The following is a 22,846-nucleotide window of genomic DNA, read 5'->3' as shown; positions in this document are numbered from 1 at the left end:
AACCTAAGCAAACATCCCTAAAGATGTGCAATAGTTGATGAACAAACTCGTAATCTTTTCCTGGCTTTATCTGCTCAGTTTTCCGCTTTTTGCTCAGGAGATTAAGGTTGCACATGTAAGTTGCGAATACAGAAATAATCCGATAGGTATCGATATTGTAAACCCTTATTTAAGTTGGAAGCTACAATCATCAAAACACAATGTGTTGCAATCGGCTTATCATGTTTTGGTTTCGGGAAGTTTAGCGGCTTTAAATAAAAATATAGGTGATGTTTGGGATTCAAAAAAGGCAAATTCTAGTCAATCTATTCAAATAAAATACAATGGTTCTAAACTGTTGGCAACTAAAACCTATTATTGGAAAGTTAAAGTTTGGGATAACCAAAAAAATGAATCCAACTGGAGCAATACTGCATCTTTTCAAATGGGTTTGTTACAGTTTGCAGATTGGAGCAATGCAAAATGGATTGCTCATGAAAAAATAGCTGATTCGAATGTAAATATTTTGCCTTCTGATGGCAAGAAAGATAAGTACAATACCAACAATGTATTGCCAATGTTTCGCAAAGATTTTTCAGTTGAAAAAATTGTAAAAAAGGCAACGGCTTACATTTCTGGTTTAGGGCATTTCGAAATGAGTTTAAATGGCAAAAAAGTTGGTGATGATTTTTTAGCTCCCGGCTGGACAAAATATGATAAGCAGGCATTGTATGTAACTTATGATGTGACCAAGCAAATCAAAAAAGGAGAAAATGTGGTTGGCGTAATGCTGGGAAATGGTTTTTACTACATCCCGCCAATAAAAGATAGATATAGAAAACTAAAGGTTGCTTTTGGTTATCCTAAGATGATTTGTCGCCTGCAAATTGAATATACCGATGGAACTTCTGCAAATATTGTGAGTAACGAAAGCTGGAAAACCACACCATCGCCCATAACTTTCTCTAGCATTTATGGTGGTGAAGATTATAATGCAAACCTAGAGCAACCAGGTTGGAATTTATCTGGTTTTAATGATAGCAATTGGCAATCAGCGCTATTGGTTAATGGTCCAAAACTCAGTGCTCAGAAAGAAGAGGCGGTAAAAGTTTTCGAAAATTTCTCTGCTCAAAGCATCAATCCTTTATCAAACAGAGAGTGGGTTTATGATATGGGACAGAACTCTTCAGCCATTATCGAATTAAAAGTTAGGGGTAAAAAAGGCGATACCATTCGCATAACACCTGCAGAATTGTTAAAAGCAGATGGTTCTGTTACACAAAAAAACATCGGCGGACCATCGTATTTCACTTATATTTTAAAAGGAAATGGCTTAGAAACCTGGCGGCCGAAATTCTTTTACACGGGTTTTCGATACCTGCAAGTAAAAGGTGCTATTCCATCGGGCAAGCAAAAGGAAGATAATAACACCATTATAGAAAGTTTGAAATCTCTACATGTTAGAAATGCAGCCGAACAGGTTGGTAAATTTACATCATCAAACCAGTTGCTTAATCAAACGTTCAGCCTAATCAACTGGTCCGTAAAAAGTAATATGTTTAGTGTATTTACGGATTGTCCGCACCGCGAAAAACTGGGTTGGTTAGAGCAATTACATTTGATGGGCAACGCTGTAGGATACAATTTCAATGCTGCTCCGTTATTTAAGAAGGCATTGCAAGACATGAAAAATTCGCAATTGGCCAATGGTTTAATCCCTGCAATTGCACCCGAATATGTTAAGTTTGAATGGGGTGGAGATATGTTTCGCGATTCGCCGGAGTGGGGAAGTAGCGGCATTTTGTTGCCATGGTATTTGTATCAATGGTATGGCGATAAGCAGGCAATGGTTGATTATTACCCAATGATGCAGCAATACATCAAATATCTAGCTACAAAAGCTGATAATAACATTTTATCGCAAGGGTTGGGCGATTGGTACGATTTAGGAGTAAAACCACCCGGGGTTTCGCAATTAACACCAATGGGCATTACCGCTACAGCAATTTACTATTATGATTTAAAAATTTTAGAGAAAATAGCTTCCTTATTAAACAAACAGGAAGATGCCACAGCTTATTTGAAACTGGCTGTAGCGGTTAGAAGAGCCTTTAACCAAAAGTTTTTTGATGCCAAAACCAAACAATATGGTACTGGTAGTCAGGCCGCAAATGCCATGGCGGTTTATATGCAACTGGTTGATGAAAAAGATAAACAAGCAGTAATTGATAATTTGGTAAAGGATATTAGAAATAATAAAAATGGTTTAACAGCTGGCGATATTGGCTATCGTTACGTGTTGCGTGTTTTGGAAGATGCAGGAAAATCGGATGTGATTTTCGATATGAACAGCCGCTCTGATGTACCTGGATATGGAATGCAAATTGCAAAAGGGGCTACAGCTTTAACAGAAAGCTGGGCAGCTTTGCCAACGGTTTCAAACAATCATTTTATGCTAGGGCATTTAATGGAATGGTTTTACAGCGGTGTGGGAGGTATCCGACAGGAAGAAAATGCTACAGCCTTCAACAAAATTAAAATTTACCCTGAAGTAGTTGGCGATTTAACATCGGCACAAACGGAATACAATTCTGCTTATGGTAAAATATCTACAAACTGGAATAAAACAGCCAACAACTTTGAAATGGAGGTTAACATTCCGGTAAATACAACGGCAGTGGTTTATCTACCGGTTTCATCAAATCAAAAGGTATCTGAAGTGCATAATTCTACGTTCAAATCACTTGGTTTTGAAAATGGAAGGTCGAAAATTGCTGTGGGTTCTGGCTATTATAAATTTAACGTGAAATAGCATGAGAACGATTTGGACATTCATTTTTTGCATATTATTAATCTGTTCCGCTACGGCTCAGGTAGCTAGAAATTTAGTTTCTAAACTTGAAATGGAGCAGATTTATCAAGAAGTAAAAACACCTTTTAAATATGGATTGGTGATGGTTCCTGTTGATAAAGAACATAAGATGGATTGCCCAACGATTTTTAGAAAAGGCAAATATTGGTACATGACTTACCTTATTTTTAGTGGTCGTGGTTATGAAACTTGGATGGCAAAAAGTAAGGATTTATTGCATTGGCAAAATCTTGGAAAACTAATGTCTTTTGAAGATTCTGGTAAATGGGATGATAATCAAAAAGCAGGTTACAACGCACTTTTGAATACCAAATGGGGTGGAAATTATCAGGCAGCTAAGTTTAATGGAAGATATTGGATGTCGTATTTTGGTGGGAAAGAGAGAGGATATGAAGTAGAACCTTTATCAATCGGGATGGCCTATGTTACTAAACATCCATCAATAGTACAAGAATGGAACCGATTGGAAAAACCTGTTTTGAGTGCTGCAGATGCTGATGTTCGTTGGTGGGAAAATAGAAATAAACTATTTAAAAGTACCGTAATTGAAGATAAAAAACTGCTAACTGGTCATCGCTTTGTGATGTATTACAATGCTGTTGGCGATTCTTTAGCGAATAATAAAAAAACGCGATGGTATGAAAGAATCGGTATGGCGGTATCAGATGATATGTTTCATTGGAAACGATTTAATAAAAATCCGGTCGTTCATCATCCTGTTGGTATAACTGGCGATGCTGTGATTCAGAAAATAGACAAGAACTACGTAATGTTTTATTTTGGCGCATTTTGGCAAGATAGAAAAGGGTCGTTCAATCGTTTTGCTGCATCTAAAGATTTAGTAAACTGGACCGATTGGAACGGTGAAAATTTAATTGAATCATCAGAAAAGTACGATGAATTGTATGCACATAAATCTTTCGTGTTAAAATACAAAGGCGTGGTTTATCATTTTTATTGTGCGGTTAACAAGCAAGATCAACGCGGAATTGCCGTTGCAACGTCAAAAGATTTAGGAAAAAGTATTATAAATTTTGTTCAATAAAAAATGAGGATAAAAAGTTATATAAAGGTTTTGATTATTTCAGTTTTGGGGTTTTTATCGTCATTTCATTGTGACGCTAAACTAACTTCGCCCTTAATTGCGAAGCAGGAAACAATCTCTTTAGCGAAAAAACCAAATACTAACCTTTCAACATCTCGCACAAAAATTAGCTTTAATAAAGATTGGAAATTCTTTTTAGGTGATAAGCCAGTCGCTAAATCTCCAGCCTTTAACGATGTAAAGTGGAGAAAATTAACTCTGCCACACGATTGGAGTATTGAAGGAAAATTCGATGAGAAAAATCCGGCAAAGCCAGAAGGAGGTGGTTTGCCAACCGGGATTGGTTGGTATCGAAAGGAATTCACAGCACCTGCAAATTTTGCAAATCGCATAATAACAATAACCTTCGATGGGGTTTATAAAAACTCCGAAGTTTGGATAAACGGTAACTATTTAGGAAAACGGCCTTACGGTTACAGTTCTTTTTCTTATGAGATAAGTCGGTTTTTAAAAGCTGGTAAAAATATCATTGCTGTTAAAGTAGATAATTCTGCACAACCAGATTCTCGATGGTATTCTGGTTCAGGTATTTACAGAAATGTTTGGTTGATTTCTACAGCCAAAATTTCAATAGCCAATTCAGGGACTTATGTAAGCACAAATAATAATGGTCAGATTAAAGTTGATGTTCAGTTGCAGAATAAGTCTTTAAAAACACAAAATGTAAATGTTGTGAACATGATTTACGATGGTGAGGGAAAACTTATCGTTAAAAGTAAATCAAGAGAAGTTACAATCGATACTTCGGGAAAAGTAATAAATGGAAACCTGACTGTAAAAAATCCAATTTTATGGTCTGTAGAAAATCCTAATCAATATAAATTAGTCACTCAAATTCTTCAAAATAATAAAGTAATCGATACTTATGAAACCATGTTTGGTATTCGTTCTTTCAACTTTAATGCAGAGAAAGGATTTTCGCTAAACGGAAAACCAATGAAAATTTTAGGTGTTTGTTTACATCATGATTTAGGTGCTTTAGGTGCCGCAGTAAATACCCGAGCCATTGAGCGGCAGTTAGAAATTATGAAAGCAATGGGGGTAAATGCCATTCGTACGGCTCATAACCCACCAGCGCCAGAGTTTTTAGATTTATGCGATAAAATGGGTTTTTTGGTTATGGATGAAGCCTTTGATATGTGGGCTAAAAAGAAAAACAAAAACGATTACCACTTGAATTTTGCCGAATGGCATAAACGAGATTTGGAAGATATGGTTCGCCGTGATAGAAATCACCCATCCATTATTCTTTGGAGCATTGGAAATGAGATTCGTGAGCAATTTGATAGTACGGGAATCGCCATCACAAAAGAATTGGTTTCTATTGTTAAAAATTTAGATGAAACACGACCAGTTATTTCTGCATTAACAGAAACCAATGCAGAAAAGAATTTTATTTACCAGGCAAACGCACTTGATGTTTATGGCTTAAATTACAACCATAAACTATATAAAGATTTCCCGAAAAACTACCCTGGTGTAAAGTTTTTAGCTACAGAAACAACATCAGCATTAGAAACCCGTGGCTTTTACGATACAGCTGATACCATCCGCCGTTGGCCTAAAAATGGTAAAACAAAATTTACAGAAGGTAACAAAGAGTGGTCGGCATCTGCTTACGATAATGTTTCCGCTTATTGGGGTTCTACACATGAAGAAACCTGGAAAGAGGCTAAAAAATACGATTATGTTTCAGGTTTATTTGTGTGGACAGGCTTTGATTACCTTGGCGAACCTTTGCCGTATCCATGGCCTGCAAGAAGTTCGTACTTCGGTATTGTTGATTTGGCTGGTTTTCCAAAAGATTCTTATTACATGTATCAAAGTGAGTGGACAGACAAACCGGTTCTTCACATTTTACCGCATTGGAACTGGCAACAAGGAAAATCGGTTGAAGTATGGGCTTATTATAACGAGGCCGATGAGGTTGAATTGTACTTGAACGGAAAATCTTTAGGTAAGAAATCAAAGCAAGGTGATGATTTACACATCCAGTGGAATGTAAATTTTGAGCCGGGAACCTTGAAAGCCGTTTCACGAAAGAACGGAAAAGACGTTTTAACCCGTGAAGTGAAAACTGCAGGTGCAGCAGCCAAAATCGAATTAATTGCCGATAGAAAAAGCATTAAAGCCGATGGGAAAGATTTGTCGTTTGTAACCGTTCGAATTTTAGATGCAGCCGGGAATATCGTACCAAACGCAGACAATTTAGTGAATTTTAAAATTGAAGGTAATGGTCTTATTGCCGGTGTTGATAATGGATTTCAGGCAAGTTTAGAACCCTTTAAAGCAAATTATCGAAAAGCTTTCCATGGTTTATGTTTGGCTATTATTCAATCGACAGAAAAAACTGGAGAGATTAAACTTACGGCAACTTCGGATGGATTAATTAGTACATCTATCCTGATTAATTCTGGTAAGTGATGTCTGCTTAAATCAGCAGATTTTGCGAATGGATCAATAAGGCATAAAGCTTCGCTGATTTAGAAAAAAAATGAAAATACAGTGCTGCACAAAAAATAACAGCAATAAAAAAATACAGTGGAGAATACTATCAATTTAAAAGGAATTACCTGGAACCACAGTCGTGGGCTTTTGCCAATGGTGGCAACGGCGCAACGATTTTCAGAACTCCACCCGAATGTTAACATCACTTGGGAGAAAAGAAGTTTACAACAATTTGCCGATTTTTCTATTCAGGAATTAGCAGAGCGATTTGATTTACTGGTTATCGATCATCCATGGGCTGGTTTTGCGGCAAAAACACAGTCTATTGTACCTCTTGATGCTTATCTATCAAAAGCATATCTACAAAACCAGCAAGAAAATTCTGTTGGTCAATCTTACGAGAGCTACACGTATGATGAGCATTTATGGGCTTTGCCAATTGATGCGGCAACTCCTGTAGCCGCATTGCGGCCAGATTTATTTGCCGACAAAGATTTGCAGATGCCAAAATCATTTAATGATTTATTGGCGCTGGCTGATAAGGGTTTGGTAGCATTTGCAGGCATACCGATTGATGTTTTAATGAATTTCTACACCCTTTGCTGCTCGCTAGGCGAAGATCCTTGCCAAACGGATGATGAAGTGATTTCGAAAGAAACAGGTATAAACGCACTGCAAATGTATCGAGAATTGGCATCCAAAATTGATAAGGCAAATTTTAACAGAAATCCTATTCAAGTTTATGAAGCAATGACATCAACAAACGCCATTGCATATTGCCCTTTTGCTTACGGTTATTCCAACTATTCGAGAAAAGGTTATGCAGCCAAAGTTTTGCATTTCCACGATATGATTTCTTTGGATGGAAAAACCAATTTACGTAGCACATTAGGCGGAACCGGATTGGCCATTTCATCAAAATGTAAAGCTTTAGACGTTGCAGCTAAATATGTAGAATTTGTTGGTGCTCCAGAGTGCCAATCTACTTTTTTTTATGAAAGTGGCGGTCAGCCTGGCCATTTGGCTGCCTGGCAACACGATGAAGTAAATCGCCAAAGCCACAACTACTTTTTAAACACTCTACCGGCTTTGCAACGAGCTTTTCTCCGTCCGCGTTACCATGGTTCAATGTATTTTCAAGATCATGCCGGAGATATTGTACGAGATTATTTAATAAATGGTGGAAATGAAATGCTGGTTTTATCCATAATGAATCAACTATATCAAAAATCTAAAAGTTTAGTGCTATCATGAACAAGCCTTTAGAAGGACTTTTAGTATTAGAGTTTTGCCAATTTTTGGCAGGACCATCAGCGGGTTTAAAATTGGCTGATTTAGGCGCTCGTGTAATCAAAATCGAACGACCAAATACTGGCGATGCTTGCCGCCAGTTATCCATTAAAAATTTTTTCGTTGATGAAGATAGCCTATTGTTTCATACCATCAACCGCAATAAAGAAAGCTATGCCGCAGATTTAAAAAACCTAGAGGATTTAGAAAAGCTTAAAAAATTAATTGGTAAGGCAGATGTAATGACACATAATTTCCGCCCAGGGGTGATGGAAAAAATTGGTTTAGATTATGACAATGTTCAAAAAATCAATCCTAAAATTATTTACGGTGCAGTTACAGGCTACGGAAATGACGGTCCTTGGCGCAATAAACCAGGGCAAGATTTATTGGTTCAGGCTGTATCGGGTTTAACATTTCTATCAGGAGTTGATGTAGATGGTCCTGTGCCATTCGGTTTATCGGTTTCTGATATTATGTGTGGCAACCATTTGGTTCAAGGCATTTTAGCTGCATTAATTAAAAGAGCCAAAACCGGTAAAAGTGTTTTGGTTGAAGTAAGTTTGCTCGAATCTATTTTAGATGTTCAATTTGAAGTGCTTACCACTTATTTAAATGATGGCGGGAAACTACCAGATAGAAGCGGAGCAAAAGGTAGTGCACATGCCTATCTAAGCGCTCCATACGGTATGTATCAAACCCAGGATGGCTATTTGGCAATGGCAATGGGTAACCTTCCAAGCATCTGTGCTATAATTAATTGCGATATTTCTGATTTATATGTAGAAGCTGGTTCTGCTTTTGAAAACAGAGATAAATTAATCACTCGTTTGGCAGAAACATTTATGAAAAAAGATACGAAAACCTGGGTTAATTTATTGGAAGGGCATGGAATATGGTGTGCCGAAGTTTTGAATTATCAAACTGCAACCACACTTAGTACCTATAAAAATTTACAGATAGAACAAGAATTGGGTTTAAGCAATGGCAAGAAAATAAAGACAACTGTTAGCCCAATTCGAATTGATGCTGAGAAATTATTTGCGGTAAAACCTGCACCAAAATTGGGGATTGATACGGTTGAAATTAATAAGGAGTTTGAAATTGGTTAGGTTGAATATGTTTAGATTTTTGATATTTATGAGAGCTACCATAAAATTTCTGTTTTTCTGTCATTGCGAAATCTAATGACCAATCAACCACTGAATAATGAACCAATAAACCAACAAATCAATAAAAAATATGCGTCCGCTTGAAGATTATTTAATTATCGATTTTAGTCAGTTCCTTTCCGGACCGTCTGCGAGCTTGCGTTTAGCAGATATGGGCGCACGTGTAATCAAAATCGAACGTTTGGGTGTGGGCGATATTTGCCGAACGCTTTACACATCAAACCTGATTATGAATGGCGAATCATCGGTTTTTCATGCCATAAACAGAAATAAAGAAAGTTTTGAAGTTGATTTAAAAAATGATGAAGATTGTGAAATGGTTCGCGAACTGTTAAAGAAAGCTGATGTAATGATTCACAATTTCCGGCCGGGCGTAATGAAGCGATTGGGTTTTGATTATCAATCTGTTATCGCTTTAAATCCATCAATTGTTTATGGCGAAATTTCAGGCTATGGCAACGAAGGTGAGTGGAAAAATAAACCTGGTCAGGATTTACTTTTGCAATCCGTTACGGGCTTAACATCACTTACAGGCAATGCCGATAGCGGGCCTGTGGCTATGGGTTTATCCATTATCGATATGTTAGCGGGAGCACATTTGGCTCAGGGATTATTAGCTTGTTTATATCGCAAAGCAATAAAAGGCGAAGGTGGTTTTGTTCAGGTAAGTATGATGGAATCAGCGTATGATTTCCAGTTTGAAACCATTACAACCTTTATGAATGACGGTGGCCAACTGCCAGAACGTTCCAAAAAGAACAACGCAAATGCTTATTTAGGTGCACCATATGGCATTTATCAAACTGAAAACGGATATTTAGCTTTGGCAATGGGTTCTATTCCTCAACTCGGTAGTTTGTTGGCTTGCGATAGACTATTAGATTTTACTGCAATTGAAGAGGCATTTGATAAACGGGATGAAATTAAAACAATTTTAGCCAACCATCTGCTTACAGAGACGACTGAAAAATGGTTATCGATATTAGAACCTGCCGATATTTGGTGTGCTGATGTTTTAAACTGGAACGCTTTAATGGAGCACGAAGGTTTTAAAGTTTTGAATATGATACAGCAAGTAGAAATGATTGATGGCTACCGATATGAAACAACAAGATGCCCGATTCGAATCGATGGAGAATTATTAACTTCACCAAAAGGTTCACCGAAATTGGGGCAAGACAACCAAAAAATCATTAAAGAATTCATCCTACAGCATACCATTGCAAATGCATAATCAACCCGAAACTTTTAGAATAGCCGTTCGTAAATTTGCTCCATTCGAATCTGCCATGCAGAAATTTTGGGAAAAATTTTGTGAATCATCTGGCTGTATTTTAAAACTGGAAATGGTGGTGATGGATTTGCATGAACTTTACGAAACTACAATCGCAAACAAAGGTTTAGCAAATGGCGATTTTGATGTTGCTCACATTAATACAGATTGGGTTTATGAAGGATATTTAAATCATGCTTTTGAGGTTTTAAATCCATACATCAATCAAATTAAGCCTTTCGATTTTCCCAATGGATGGAGCAAATCATTATTAAGTTTACAGCGTTTCGGATGGGAAGTTGTGGGCTTGCCATTCCATGACGGGCCTGAATGCTTCATCTATCGTAAAGATTTATTCGAAAGCGAAACCGAGAAAGGCAACTACTTAATGCAGTTTGGAAAAGCACTTGAAATTCCAAAAACATGGGAAGATTTCCATCAAATTGCTAAATTTTTTAATCGCCCTGCAGATAATTTATATGGAAGTATTTTTGCCGGATACCCAGATGGGCACAACACGGTTTTTGATTTTTGTCTACAATTGTGGACCAGAGGCGGTGTTTTAGTAGATAAAAACGGAAACATCAACATTTATTCGCAAGCAGCGATAAATGGATTAGACTTTTATAGAAAGATGGCGAAAGATGAAACGGCCGTACATCCAAAATCTGTAACGTTCGATTCCGTGGCTGCTGGTTTAGCCTTTGCTCAAGGTGAGGCCGCGATGATGATAAACTGGTTTGGATTTGCCGCTTTATGCGAAGTCGATTCAAATTCAAAAGTAAAAGGCAAAATAGATGTAGATTTATTACCATCTGCAGCGGGAGAAAAATCAGCATCGTTAAATGTATATTGGCTTTACACGATTGCTAAAGGCAGTAAAAATAAAGATTTGGCTTACGATTTTTTAAGATTTGTAACTGATATTGAGCAAGATAAAGCATTAACTCTTGAAGGTGGAATTGGTTGCAGAATTTCTACCTGGATAGATGTTGAAGTAAATGAAATTATTCCTTATTACCATAAACTGGAGCAATTACATGATGTGGCAAATATGCTTCCGCAACATAAGAGCTGGACATTAATTGCCAAAATAATTGATGAAATGGTTTTGAAAGCTTTAAAAACCAACGAACAAACATCCAATTTAATTGAATATGCTCAAAACCAAATTAATGATCTGAATTAAATGGAAATCGATATAAAATATAAACCAGACCTACCTCAAACCAAACAGCCCATCATTATTATTGGTGCAGGCGGAATCGTTGCCGATGCACATCTGCCAGCATATAAAATTGCTGGTTTTCAGGTTTTTGGAATTGTTAACAGAACCAAAGAGAGAGCTCAAAAACTTGCTGATGCCTTCGGTATTGCAAATGTTTTTAACACGGTTTCCGAGGCGGTTTCGTCAGCTCCAGAAAATGTGGTGTACGATTTGACCATCATGCCCGAGCAATACATTGAAACTTTAAAACAATTGCCTGATGGAAGTGCAGTGCTTATCCAAAAACCAATGGGCGATGATTTTGCACAGGCGAATGAAATTCTAGAGCTATGCAGAGCAAAAAATTTAAAAGCAGCTGTTAATTTTCAATTGCGTTTTGCGCCATTTGTAAGTGCTGCAAAATACCTGATTGATAAGGGGTTTATTGGTGATTTGTATGATATGGACGTTAGGGTGACAATAAAAACCCCGTGGGAAATTTTTCCGCATGTAATCATTCATCCAAGGTTGGAAATTCAATACCATAGCATTCATTATGTCGATTTAATTCGTTCGTTTTTAGGTAATCCGCGAAGCGTAATGGCGAAAACGTTAAAGCACCCGGCGAAGAAATTATCCTCCTCACGTTCAACAATATTGCTAGATTATGGCGATACCATGCATGCTGTTATAAACACCAACCACGACCATGATTTTGGTGCAAAACACCAGGAAAGTTATATTAAATGGGAGGGAACCAAAGGCGCAATTGTAGCCAAAATAGGTTTGCTTATGGATTATCCTCATGGTGTACCAGATGTTTTTGAATATTGTGTTTTGGAAGCAGGGGAATCGCCCGAATGGAAAAAGGTAAAGCTGGAAGGTTCCTGGTTTCCAGAAGCTTTTATTGGCACCATGGCAAACTTAATGCGTTTTAACGAGGGTTCAACCTCTATTTTAAATACTAGTGTAGAAGATGTGATTCAAACTATGGCTGTTGTAGAAAGTGCTTATAAATCGAGCGATAAAGGAGGAGAAATAATTGGATAAGCACAGTATCATGAAGAGTAGATATGGCAAAATATTTTTTTGTCTTGACCAGACGGGCTTTTTTCTTTTGACGGCAAAAGAAACAAAACTCCCGGCTTAAAATTTTTCTTTTGAGGTTTCTGCTTAGGCTTGGAAGTGTATTCCGAAAAATTGGTTAGGCCGGATTTGAGTAGAACGAAGATTCATTACTCAGGCTTAGTTGGATGGAAAGGACAAAGTAAAAACATAGCCGATGATTTCAATCATGTGGACAAAAAAGATATAAGTTTTAGTAACATTTAGGTTTAAAAGAGAAATATTTCTAATTATCTCCTCTGGAGAAATTCAGACAAAACGTTTAACCACAAGATTAAAAAGTAGAGAATTATGTATTTCAAATCAATATTTTTTGAAGATTACCAACTTCAAGACAAACGCGTAACATTGGGTCGCACGATTACTGAAACCGATTTTGTGGTTCATGCCGGCCATACCGGCGATTTTTTTCCGCATCACATGGATGCCGAGTGGTGTGCCACACAACCATTTAAACACAGAATCGCCCATGGAACGATGATTTTTAGTATTGGCATCGGCTTAACTGCCTCCGAAATCAATCCAGAAGCTATGAGTAAAGGTTATGATAAATTACGTTTTGTAAAACCAGTTTTCATCGGCGATACCATCCATTCTGAAGTTACCATTTCCGAAAAAGGAGATAGTAAAAGGCCAGAATATGGAACTGTTACCGAACATGTAGAAATTATCAATCAACATGGAGAAGTAGTACTGGTTTGCGACCATCTTCTTGTTGTGAAGAAAAAAAGATAAGCGTTACACTAACATTTAAAATGGAAATGCGATATTAGATAAAATTTAATCTAACCAAAAAATGAACCACAGCACACAATCAGAAATTATAGCCGAAGGCGATTCATCATCAGGAAAGCGGTATTTATTACCTTTCATCCTCGTTGTAAGTTTGTTTTTTCTTTGGGGAATGGCACACAATCTCGATTCGATATTAATACCTCACCTAAAAAAGGCATGTAATTTAAATAACCGACAATCTACTTTAATTGATACATCTGTGTTTTTCGCTTATTTTTTAATGGCTATTCCTGCCGGAATGATATTAAAAAAATGGGGTTATAAGGCTACCATGATTGCAGGATTGCTGGCTTTTGCATTCGGTGCATTTCTATTTGTGCCTGCCGCAAACAACTTATCATATATCACATTTTTAATAGCGTTATTTATTATTGGTTGTGGTTTAACCATGCTCGAAACATCTGCAAATCCTTATGCCGCTATACTTGGTGACCCTGCTAAAGCTACAAGCAGATTAAACTTAGCAGCATCTTTTAATGGTTTAGCAGCAATGGTTGCGCCATTAATTGGTGGTTTATTTATTCTCTCGGGTAAATCGCACACCCAGGCAGAACTGGCTGCAATGACAGAGGTTACCAGAAATAATTATTTTTTGGAAGAGGCAGCATCTGTTAAAACACCATACATCACATTGGGCATTGTTTTGCTAATTATTGCAGCAATCTTTTACTTCATTCACCTTCCTGAAATTAAAACAAAAAGCATTGATGGCGAGGCTAAGGGAAGTTTCTTTGGTTCACTGCGTCACAAACATTTGCGTTGGGCAGTTATAGCGCAGTTCTTTTATGTAGGTGCTCAGGTTTGCGTAACCAGTTTTTTTATCAGAATGGCACAACAAGGTGGCGGATTTGATGAAAAAACAGCTGCAACTTACTTAGTTATTTATGGCTTTTTATTTACTGCTGGTCGTTTTGCAGGAACGGCATTATTGCAGTTTATCTCATCTAATAAATTACTAGCTATTTATGCTGTTATATCCATCCTGCTGTGTTTAACTGCTATTTTAGGTCAGGGTTCTTATGTTGTTTACGCTCTGGGAGCTATCGGTTTTTTCATGTCTATCATGTTTCCAACCATTTTTGCTTTAGGTATTGATGGCATTGGTGATGATACCAAACCAGGTTCATCATGGTTAATTATGTCTATTGTAGGTGGTGCCATTTTACCATTTGGTATGGGTTCTCTAATTGATGCTTACGGTGATGACATTCAAATTGGGTATAGCATTCCATTAGTGTGTTTTCTATTTGTGCTGTACTTCGCTTTAAAGGGTTATAAAATAGCCTATAAATAGAAATGTATTTAAAGTATATCAAGGTTTTATGTTTTGCAATGCTGCTAAGTTGTATCTTTTCAGCAAGTGTTTTCGGGCAGCAAAACGATAATGCGAAACCTTGGGTATTTTGGTATTGGGTAAAAGGTGCGGTTTCAAAAGCAGGCATAACAGCCGATTTGGAAGCGATGAAAACCAATGGAATAGGTGGTGCATATTTAATGAGCATTCAGGCTCCAGATAGGGTGCCAGTTTATTCTCCGCCAGCAATTCAGCTTACATCAGAATGGTGGAAGTTGATAGCGTTTGCAATGGATGAGGCAAAACGCTTAGATTTGAAATTAGGCATGCATGTTAGCGATGGTTTTGCACTTGCTGGTGGCCCGTGGATAACACCAGAATTATCTATGCAAAAAGTCGTTTGGTCGAAGATAAATATCAGTAGTTCAAATGCTAAAATAACTTTACCTAAACCTTTAAGCAAAGAAAATTATTATAAAGATATTGCCGTTTTTGCCTATCCTTCACCTGATGGAGAAGGCATTTCTACGCGTACAGTGATACCAAAAATTACGTCGAGCACTGGGGCAGATGCAGCGGGATTGATTCAGCCGGGAAATCAAAAGAACTTTGGTTCAAATGAGCCATGTTACATTCAGTATGCGTTCGAAAAACCTTTCACCTGCCGCTCGGTAAGCATTAAAATTAATGGGAACAATTATCAGGCGCAAAGATTGGCTATCGAGGTGAGTGATGATGGTAAAACTTTTCGTTCTATTGGTCGGTTAGAACCGCCACGCCACGGCTGGCAAGATACGGATGAAGATGTTACGCATGCCATAGTACCAACCACTGCAAAGTTTTTTAGGTTTATATACGACAAAACTGGTACTGAACCGGGTGCAGAAGATTTGGATGCAGCAAAATGGAAACCTTCTTTGAAATTGCTTAATCTAGAATTATCTTCTGAGGCAAAAATTAACCAGTTTGAGGGTAAAAATGGGTCCGTTTGGCGCATCAGTAAAAGAAGCACAGCAAATGAAATTGCTGATAAATTGTGTGTCCCGCTTAGTAAAATCATTAATCTTACGGATAAATTAAATCCCGATGGTACATTAAATTGGAAAGCGCCAACAGGCAACTGGACCATTTTACGCGTCGGACATACTTCTACAGGGCACACCAATGCAACCGGCGGTGGCGGAATGGGCTTAGAATGTGATAAATTTAATCCCGAAGCGGTAAAATTGCAGTTTGATAATTGGTATGGACAAGCCTTAAAACATGGCGGACAAGAAATTGCAAAAAAGGTTTTAAATGTTTTTCATGTTGATAGTTGGGAATGTGGGAGCCAGAATTGGTCGCCATTATTTAAAGCGGAGTTTTTAAAACGCAGAGGTTATGATTTAACGCCTTATTTGCCCATTATGACAGGTTTGCCTGTTGAAAGCGCAGCCGTTTCTGAAAACTTTTTGTACGATATACGAAAAACCATTTCAGAATTAGTTGTCGACCAGTTTTATAGTACTCTAGCCAAACTGGCAAACGAACAGGGTGTTACTTTTACTGCCGAAAGTATTGCCCCAACGATGATGAGCGATGGTTTGTTACATTACAAAACTATTGATGTACCGATGGGCGAATTTTGGTTAAACAGCCCAACGCATGATAAGCCCAATGATATGTTAGATGCCATTTCAGGAGCTCATATCTATGGCAAGAATATTATTCAGGCCGAGGCTTTTACAACCGTTAGAATGGACTGGAATGAAAATCCCGGTAATATGAAAACTTTGCAGGATAGAAACTATGCTCTAGGAATAAACAAACTGGTTTATCACGTTTTTACGCATAATCCATGGATAAATAGAAAGCCGGGAATGACTTTAGATGGGGTTGGTTTGTATTTTCAACGCGACCAAACCTGGTGGAAACAAGGAAAAGCCTGGATTGATTATGCAGAGCGAACTCAAAACTTACTGCAACAGGGAAATCCTGTAATAGATATAGCTGTTTTTACTGGTGAAGAATTGCCTCGTCGCTCGGTATTGCCAGATAGATTGGTACAAACTTTACCAGGTATTTTTGGTGCTGATGTAGTAGAATCTGAAAAGAAACGCTTGGCAAATATTGGTGAGCCACTTAGGCAAATTCCGTCAGGGGTTACGCATTCTGCAAATATGGCCGATCCAGAAAATTGGGTTAATCCGCTACTTGGGTATGCTTATGATAGTTTTAATCCGGATGTACTTTACTCAGCGATTGTAAAAAATGGAGAAGTTGTATTTAAAAGTGGTGCTAAATACAAAGTTTTAGTAATTCCGGGGAACATGAAAATGAACCCTAATTTTCAATACATCAGTTTTGAAACTATTAATAAATTAGCTCAGCTGATTAAAGCTGGAGCAAAGGTAATTGTAAGCGATAAACCATTGTATCAAAATGGATTAAAGCAAATACCTAAAGCTAAATTTGATATGGCTGTAGATGAGATTTGGGGTGGTCAGTTTAGTGAAATATATAATGATGCTCATCCAATTTACACTAAAGATTTAGGGAAAGGTACAATCTACAAAGCACCCTATTACGGTGATAGTTTCGAAAAATTAAATGTCGAACCTGATTTTTATGCGGTTGAAAGTGAACCTAAACAGGCTGATCAGTTGGCATTTATACATAGAAAAACCGATAAAAGTGACATCTATTTTATCTCTAATCAAAAGAACGAGGAAAGAATAATTTCAGCCTCTTTTCGAGTTAAAGGGAAATTTCCTGAATTATATGATGCGGTTAATAATAAAATGATAGCTGCACAACAATGGCAAATCGCAAATGGAAGAACATCATTAAAACTCTCTTTAAAACCAAATGAATCTGTCTTTGTGATTTTTGAAAAGCCAACAACAGATTCCCTTTTTAATGACGGAAACAATTGGTTTACCTATAAAACCATTCAAGATATTTCAAAAAATTGGGAAGTAAAGTTTGATGCTGAATATGGTGGTCCGGCAAAACCGGTACAATTTAATGAACTTACAGATTGGACTAAGCATGCTGATAGCTCGATAAAGTATTATTCAGGTACTGCAATTTATACAAAAACCTTTACCTATACTGGCGATGTTAAAAATACCTGGCTAGATTTAGGTGCTTTTGCAAACTTGGTAGAAGTAAAAATTAATGGTATTAATTGCGGCATTTTGTGGACTCCACCTTTCAAACTGGACATAAGCAAGGCATTAAAATCCGGGCAAAATCAAATCAGTATAGAAGTTGTAAATACTTGGGCTAACCGTTTAATTGGCGATAGTAAATTGCCTGAAAATAAAAAGATTACAAATACCACAGCGCCCTTTAGATTGGCTGGAAAACCATTAAATAATGCAGGGTTGTTTGGTCCAATTTTAATACAAACTGAAGAAAAGTAATAGTTAGAAAGAGTAATGATTTTGATGCGAAATATAAGACGAGAAAAATCTGCTTACAGCTTAATTGCTCTTGCATGTCTTATATGGTCAAAAATTTCCATGTTAAACAGTTGGTGTATAAAAAACATTTACTTCAAAAGCTTAAATGTTTTTATATGTTTGAAATCATATTCGCTTCTAACCCAGAATATCCAATTTACAAACTTAACTGTTCTCATATTTCTTACACGCTCAAGATTTTTTGTGCCTTTATCAAATATCTTTAAATCCAAAAACTACGCTTTAAAACTAATTAGCTATCTTATAATCTCTTTTTCGTCAATCGCAGCAATTGCTCAAGAAAATATTCTTTGGACTTCCCAAAGTAAAAATTCGGCAGAATCTATGCCTGTTGGTGGCGGCGATGTTGGCTTAAATCTATGGGTAGAACAGGGCGAAGTTTATCTTTACTTATCCAAAAGTGGAACCTTTGATGAAAACAATACCCTTCTGAAGTTAGGTAGGATAAAGTTGAAATTAACCCCGAATCCTTTTGAGGGTGAAACGTTTAAGCAAGAACTCATTTTAAATGATGGATATGCTCTAATTTCTGGCACAAATAAAAATTTGAGTGCACAGATTAAGGTTTGGGTTGATGTTTTTAATCCTGTAATACATCTCGATATCAAAGCCAATCAAGAAGTTACAACAGAGGTAAGTTATGAAAGCTGGCGTTTTGAAGACCGGATTACAAAAGGCAAAGAGAATAATCAGAATTCCTACAAATGGGCTCCTCAAGGCGTTGTTAAAACCTATAAAGATGAAATTGCATTCGTAAGCAATAGTGTTGAGTTTTATCATCAAAATAAAGCCGAAACTGTTTTTGATGTTGCTGTAAAACAACAAGGTTTATCGCATAGAAAATATGAATTGTTCAATCCGCTTAAAAATTTAATTTTTGGTGGTTCTATGCAAGGAACAAATATGGTTTCATCAGGAAATTATACTGGTACATATTTAAGTACGCCTTTTAAAGGGTGGAAGTTAAAAAGCAAAGTACCTACGTCAAAACAAGATATCACGATAATTTTAAATTCGCAGAAAGCAGATGCTATCGATGTTTGGAAAACGGAATTACATTCTAAAAGGCAAAATCAAACCCAAAAGGCCAGCATAAATTGGTGGAATGAGTTTTGGAAAAAAAGTTTCATCTACATAAGCTCTAAAGATGATGCAGCAGACCAGTCATCAAAAAACTATCAGCTTTTCCGTTATATGCTGGGTTGCAATGCATTTGGGAGCTATCCAACTAAGTTTAATGGTGGCTTATTTACTTTCGACCCGCAACTTACAGATACCACTTTAAAATACACACCCGATTTCAGAAATTGGGGCGGTGGAACGCATACGGCGCAAAACCAACGCTTGGTTTATTGGCCAATGCTCAAAACCGGCGATTTCGAAATGATGAAACCTCAATTCGATTTCTATCTTAACCTATTAAAAAATGCTGAAATAAGAACGGAATCTGCCTGGAGCCATCAGGGAGCAAGTTTTACCGAGCAACTGGAAAATTTTGGTTTACCCAATCCAGCCGAATATGGCTGGAAACGCCCTGCTGATTTTAACAAGGGCATGGAATATAATGCCTGGCTCGAATATGAATGGGATACGGTTTTGGAATTTTGTATGATGATTCTTGAAACTGAGCGATACAATGGAGCAAACATTGAAAAATATATCCCATTGATTGAAAGTTCTTTAACATTTTTCAAAGAGCATTATACTTACCTTGCCAAACAACGAGGTGCAAAAGCATTAGACAGCGATGATCACTTAATTTTATACCCCGGTTCTGGAGCCGAAACGTATAAAATGGCTTATAATTCTACATCAACTATTGCGGCTTTAAGAACTGTTTTAGAAAGGTTTATTGCCTATCCAAAATTATCAAATGCGCAAAAAGTAAAATGGGAAGAAATGCTAAAAACCATCCCGCCAATTAACTTTAGGCAATTTAAGGAGCTCACCACAATTTCGCCCGCAAAACTATGGGAGCGCATAAATAATACTGAAAGTCCGCAGTTGTATCCGGTTTATCCCTGGGGTATTTATGGAGTTGGAAAACCTGGCTTAGATGTAGCAATTAATACTTTTAAATATGATACCGATTTACTCAAATTTAGAAGTCATATTGGTTGGAAACAAGATAATATTTTTGCAGCGAGATTGGGTTTAACGGATGATGCCGTAAAATTAACCACTGCAAAATTGAAAAATTCGGGAAGAAGGTTTCCAGCTTTTTGGGGGCCTGGATTTGATTGGACACCAGACCACAATTGGGGTGGATCTGGGATGATTGGATTGCAAGAGATGCTGATGCAGGTAGATGGAAAGAAAATATATTTGTTTCCGGCATGGCCTAAAGATTGGGATGTTCATTTCAAGTTTTATGCACCATACCAAACTACAGTAGAAGTTGAGCTAAAAAATGGAAAAGTACAAAGTTTAAAGGTTATGCCAGAATCAAGGAAGGCAGATGTAATTAATAAAATGATTGAATGAGAGTATGATTGATTGATGGAATGTGAAATGAAAGATTGATGGAATGAACGAATGAGAGAATAATTGATTGATAGAATAACTTGCGATTGGTAGCTCACATTCACTCATTCAAAATTCAATCATTCACTAATTAAAAAAAGATATGGATTTAAATTTAAAAGAAAAAGTTATTATCGTTACTGGTGCTGCAAAGGGCATTGGGCGTAGTATCGCAGAGGTTTTTGCCAAAGAAGGTGCAATTGCTGTTATTGTAGGTAGAAAAGCTGAAGACAACCAAAAGGTGGTAGATGCGATTGAAGACAACGGTGGACAAGCAGCTCAATTTGTTGCAGAACTATCTAATCCGCAGGATTGTGAAAAAGTTGTATCAGAAATCGTAGCTAAATTTGGAAGAATTGATGGTTTAGTAAACAACGCTGGCGTTAACGATGGTGTAGGTTTAGAAAGTGGTAATTACGAAGATTTTATGGCGTCATTGCATAAAAACGTAGTGCATTATTATTTGATGGCGCACCACGCCTTACCCGAGTTAATTAAAAGCAAAGGTTCCATTGTTAACATCACTTCGAAAACAGCAGAAACCGGACAAGGAAATACTTCAGCTTATGCTGCTGCCAATGGTGGCAGAAATGCTTTAACTAGAGAATGGGCGGTAGAATTATTGAAATACAGCATTCGTGTAAATGCTGTTGTAGTAGCGGAATGTTGGACACCGGCCTATGAAACATGGATTGAAACTTTGCCTGATGCACAAGCTAAATTGGACGAAATTACTTCCAAAATTCCGCTAGAAAACAGAATGACAACCGCTGAAGAAATCGCTAACATGACTGCCTTTTTAATCTCGGATAAATCTAGTCATACAACTGGACAAATTATTCATGTAGATGGTGGTTATGTACACTTAGACAGAGCTTTAGCTAATGCATAATGAATTAGTAGAATGATTGATTGAATGATAGTTGAGTGACTGATAGAATCATTTGCTACTGGTAGTTCACATTCATTCATTCTATTATTCAAAATCCACTCATTAAAACAAATTAAATGAAAACCCTTACCTGCATAACTCCCGGAACTTTTCAATATTCGGAAACAGAAGTACCAAAACTTAAAAAAGACCACGCCATTATTAAAATTAAACGTATTGGAATATGTGGAACCGATTTGCATGCCTTTGAGGGTACACAACCATTTTTTAATTATCCCAGAGTTTTAGGTCACGAACTTTCTGGCGAACTGGTTGAAGTTGATGGCGAAACTGATTTTAAAATAGGAGAGGCCGTTACGTTTATCCCATATTTTAACTGTGGTGAATGCATTGCTTGCCGAATGAAGAAGCCTAATTGCTGTGCGAAAATGCAGGTTTGCGGAGTGCATGTTGATGGTGGTATGAGAGAATATCTTCAAATTCCATCGCATACGCTTTTGCATGGCGAGGGTTTAAGTTATGATGAATTGGCATTAGTAGAGCCTTTAGCCATCGGCGCCCACGGTGTTCGCAGGGCGGATGTGCAGCCTGGCGAATTTGTACTGGTTATTGGAGCCGGCCCAATTGGTTTGGGTACTATGGAATTCACCAGAATTGCCGGGGCAAATGTTATTGCATTGGATATTAACGATTCTAGATTGGCGTTCTGTAAAGAGAAATTAGGCGTTTCGCATGTAATTAATGCTTTATCGGCTGATGTTGCGGAGCAATTAAGCTCAATAACAAATGGCGATATGCCAACAGTGGTAATTGATGCAACCGGGAATCAAAAAGCAATAAATAATGCCATAAATTATATGGCGCATGGAGCCAGATTTGTATTAGTAGGTTTGCAAAAAGGCGATTTAGTTTTTAACCATCCGGAATTTCATAAAAGAGAATCTACTTTAATGAGCAGCAGGAATGCAACTATCGAAGATTTTGAACATGTGATTAAATCAATGAAAGCAGGTTTGGTAAATCCTACCAATTACATCACCCATCAGGTAAAATTTAAGGTGGTAAAAGATGAATTTGAAAGCTGGTTAGACCCGAAAAATGGAGTGATAAAAGCAATGGTAAGTATGGAAGATTAACAATCTTGTTTTATAATTGCTTTGATAACCAAGTTGTGATTACTGAAGCTTTTTCATTCAAATCAATCTACTATGGTGTTCCAAGGTTTTATTGATGAAGCCCACTAATAGACATCACTTTATTTTATTAGTACTATTAGCTTCCTTCAGGCTAAAAATAGCCATCATTTAACATTGGATTTTAAAATTTTCCTTGAGCATCAAGTGTTTAAACTATGTGTGCGTTAACGATGGAAGCGGCATCCTTTTTGGTTTTTCTCCAAAAAGA

At 37.2% G+C, this 22,846-nt stretch carries 14 protein-coding genes; all 14 read left to right on the top strand.

Annotated features, from left to right (window positions below; translation table 11 throughout):
* The first annotated feature begins 37 nt into the window (after window positions 1-37).
* Window positions 38-2,791, top strand: a complete 2,754-nt coding sequence (locus ACFOWA_RS07475; protein ID WP_378983494.1) for a family 78 glycoside hydrolase catalytic domain — start codon at window positions 38-40, stop codon at window positions 2,789-2,791.
* Window position 2,792: 1 nt separating this feature from the next.
* Window positions 2,793-3,896, top strand: coding sequence for a glycosylase (locus ACFOWA_RS07470; protein ID WP_378983492.1), 1,104 nt, complete (start codon window positions 2,793-2,795; stop codon window positions 3,894-3,896).
* Window positions 3,897-3,899: 3 nt separating this feature from the next.
* Complete coding sequence (gene galB, locus ACFOWA_RS07465) at window positions 3,900-6,380, top strand: beta-galactosidase GalB (protein WP_378983489.1); 2,481 nt, start codon at window positions 3,900-3,902, stop codon at window positions 6,378-6,380.
* 117 nt (window positions 6,381-6,497) lie between these two features.
* Window positions 6,498-7,658, top strand: coding sequence for an ABC transporter substrate-binding protein (locus tag ACFOWA_RS07460; protein WP_378983486.1), 1,161 nt, complete (start codon window positions 6,498-6,500; stop codon window positions 7,656-7,658).
* The gene (locus ACFOWA_RS07455) at window positions 7,655-8,806 is read left to right on the top strand and encodes a CaiB/BaiF CoA transferase family protein (protein ID WP_378983483.1); all 1,152 of its coding nucleotides are present in this window, start codon (window positions 7,655-7,657) and stop codon (window positions 8,804-8,806) included. The genes ACFOWA_RS07460 and ACFOWA_RS07455 overlap by 4 nt, the downstream gene beginning before the upstream one ends.
* A gap of 130 nt (window positions 8,807-8,936) precedes the next feature.
* Window positions 8,937-10,100 carry a CaiB/BaiF CoA transferase family protein gene (locus tag ACFOWA_RS07450; RefSeq protein WP_378983481.1) on the top strand — a complete coding sequence of 388 codons (1,164 nt, stop codon included), beginning with the start codon at window positions 8,937-8,939 and terminating at the stop codon, window positions 10,098-10,100.
* Window positions 10,093-11,328 (top strand): extracellular solute-binding protein, encoded by a 1,236-nt coding sequence (locus ACFOWA_RS07445; RefSeq protein WP_378983480.1) that lies wholly within the window; start codon window positions 10,093-10,095, stop codon window positions 11,326-11,328. Before ACFOWA_RS07450 ends, ACFOWA_RS07445 begins: the two co-directional genes overlap by 8 nt.
* Window positions 11,329-12,396, top strand: a complete 1,068-nt coding sequence (locus ACFOWA_RS07440; RefSeq protein ID WP_378983479.1) for a Gfo/Idh/MocA family protein — start codon at window positions 11,329-11,331, stop codon at window positions 12,394-12,396.
* Between the two features lie 366 nt (window positions 12,397-12,762).
* The gene (locus tag ACFOWA_RS07435; protein ID WP_378983476.1) at window positions 12,763-13,206 is read left to right on the top strand and encodes a MaoC/PaaZ C-terminal domain-containing protein; all 444 of its coding nucleotides are present in this window, start codon (window positions 12,763-12,765) and stop codon (window positions 13,204-13,206) included.
* A gap of 61 nt (window positions 13,207-13,267) precedes the next feature.
* On the top strand, window positions 13,268-14,560 hold the full coding sequence (gene fucP, locus ACFOWA_RS07430) for an L-fucose:H+ symporter permease (RefSeq protein ID WP_378983473.1): 1,293 nt from the start codon (window positions 13,268-13,270) through the stop codon (window positions 14,558-14,560).
* A gap of 2 nt (window positions 14,561-14,562) precedes the next feature.
* Window positions 14,563-17,967 (top strand): glycosyl hydrolase, encoded by a 3,405-nt coding sequence (locus ACFOWA_RS07425; RefSeq protein WP_378983471.1) that lies wholly within the window; start codon window positions 14,563-14,565, stop codon window positions 17,965-17,967.
* Between the two features lie 243 nt (window positions 17,968-18,210).
* A complete protein-coding gene (locus ACFOWA_RS07420; protein ID WP_378983468.1) occupies window positions 18,211-20,511 on the top strand; it encodes a DUF5703 domain-containing protein in 2,301 nt (766 codons plus the stop codon).
* A gap of 142 nt (window positions 20,512-20,653) precedes the next feature.
* On the top strand, window positions 20,654-21,442 hold the full coding sequence (locus tag ACFOWA_RS07415) for an SDR family oxidoreductase (RefSeq protein ID WP_378983465.1): 789 nt from the start codon (window positions 20,654-20,656) through the stop codon (window positions 21,440-21,442).
* A 116-nt stretch (window positions 21,443-21,558) separates the two neighbouring features.
* Window positions 21,559-22,578: a zinc-binding alcohol dehydrogenase family protein gene (locus tag ACFOWA_RS07410; RefSeq protein WP_378983463.1), complete on the top strand. Its 1,020-nt coding sequence runs from the start codon at window positions 21,559-21,561 to the stop codon at window positions 22,576-22,578.
* Window positions 22,579-22,846: the final 268 nt, after the last annotated feature.

The sequence above is a fragment of the Pedobacter lithocola genome (genome assembly GCF_042650845.1).
Classification (GTDB): domain Bacteria; phylum Bacteroidota; class Bacteroidia; order Sphingobacteriales; family Sphingobacteriaceae; genus Pedobacter; species Pedobacter lithocola.
Note: the sequence above shows the minus strand (reverse complement) of the source record. Positions and strands in the feature narration are given on the sequence as shown.

Excerpts from the sequence above, each read along its gene's own strand:
- ACFOWA_RS07475 (WP_378983494.1), top strand. The coding sequence starts at position 38 with ATGAACAAACTCGTAATCTTTTCCTGGCTTTATCTGCTCAGTTTTCCG.
- ACFOWA_RS07435 (WP_378983476.1), top strand. The coding sequence starts at position 12,763 with ATGTATTTCAAATCAATATTTTTTGAAGATTACCAACTTCAAGACAAA.
- fucP (WP_378983473.1), top strand. The coding sequence starts at position 13,268 with ATGAACCACAGCACACAATCAGAAATTATAGCCGAAGGCGATTCATCA.
- ACFOWA_RS07425 (WP_378983471.1), top strand. The coding sequence starts at position 14,563 with ATGTATTTAAAGTATATCAAGGTTTTATGTTTTGCAATGCTGCTAAGT.
- ACFOWA_RS07410 (WP_378983463.1), top strand. The coding sequence starts at position 21,559 with ATGAAAACCCTTACCTGCATAACTCCCGGAACTTTTCAATATTCGGAA.
- ACFOWA_RS07455 (WP_378983483.1), top strand. The coding sequence starts at position 7,655 with ATGAACAAGCCTTTAGAAGGACTTTTAGTATTAGAGTTTTGCCAATTT.
- galB (WP_378983489.1), top strand. The coding sequence starts at position 3,900 with ATGAGGATAAAAAGTTATATAAAGGTTTTGATTATTTCAGTTTTGGGG.
- ACFOWA_RS07450 (WP_378983481.1), top strand. The coding sequence starts at position 8,937 with ATGCGTCCGCTTGAAGATTATTTAATTATCGATTTTAGTCAGTTCCTT.
- ACFOWA_RS07440 (WP_378983479.1), top strand. The coding sequence starts at position 11,329 with ATGGAAATCGATATAAAATATAAACCAGACCTACCTCAAACCAAACAG.
- ACFOWA_RS07415 (WP_378983465.1), top strand. The coding sequence starts at position 20,654 with ATGGATTTAAATTTAAAAGAAAAAGTTATTATCGTTACTGGTGCTGCA.
- ACFOWA_RS07445 (WP_378983480.1), top strand. The coding sequence starts at position 10,093 with ATGCATAATCAACCCGAAACTTTTAGAATAGCCGTTCGTAAATTTGCT.
- ACFOWA_RS07470 (WP_378983492.1), top strand. The coding sequence starts at position 2,793 with ATGAGAACGATTTGGACATTCATTTTTTGCATATTATTAATCTGTTCC.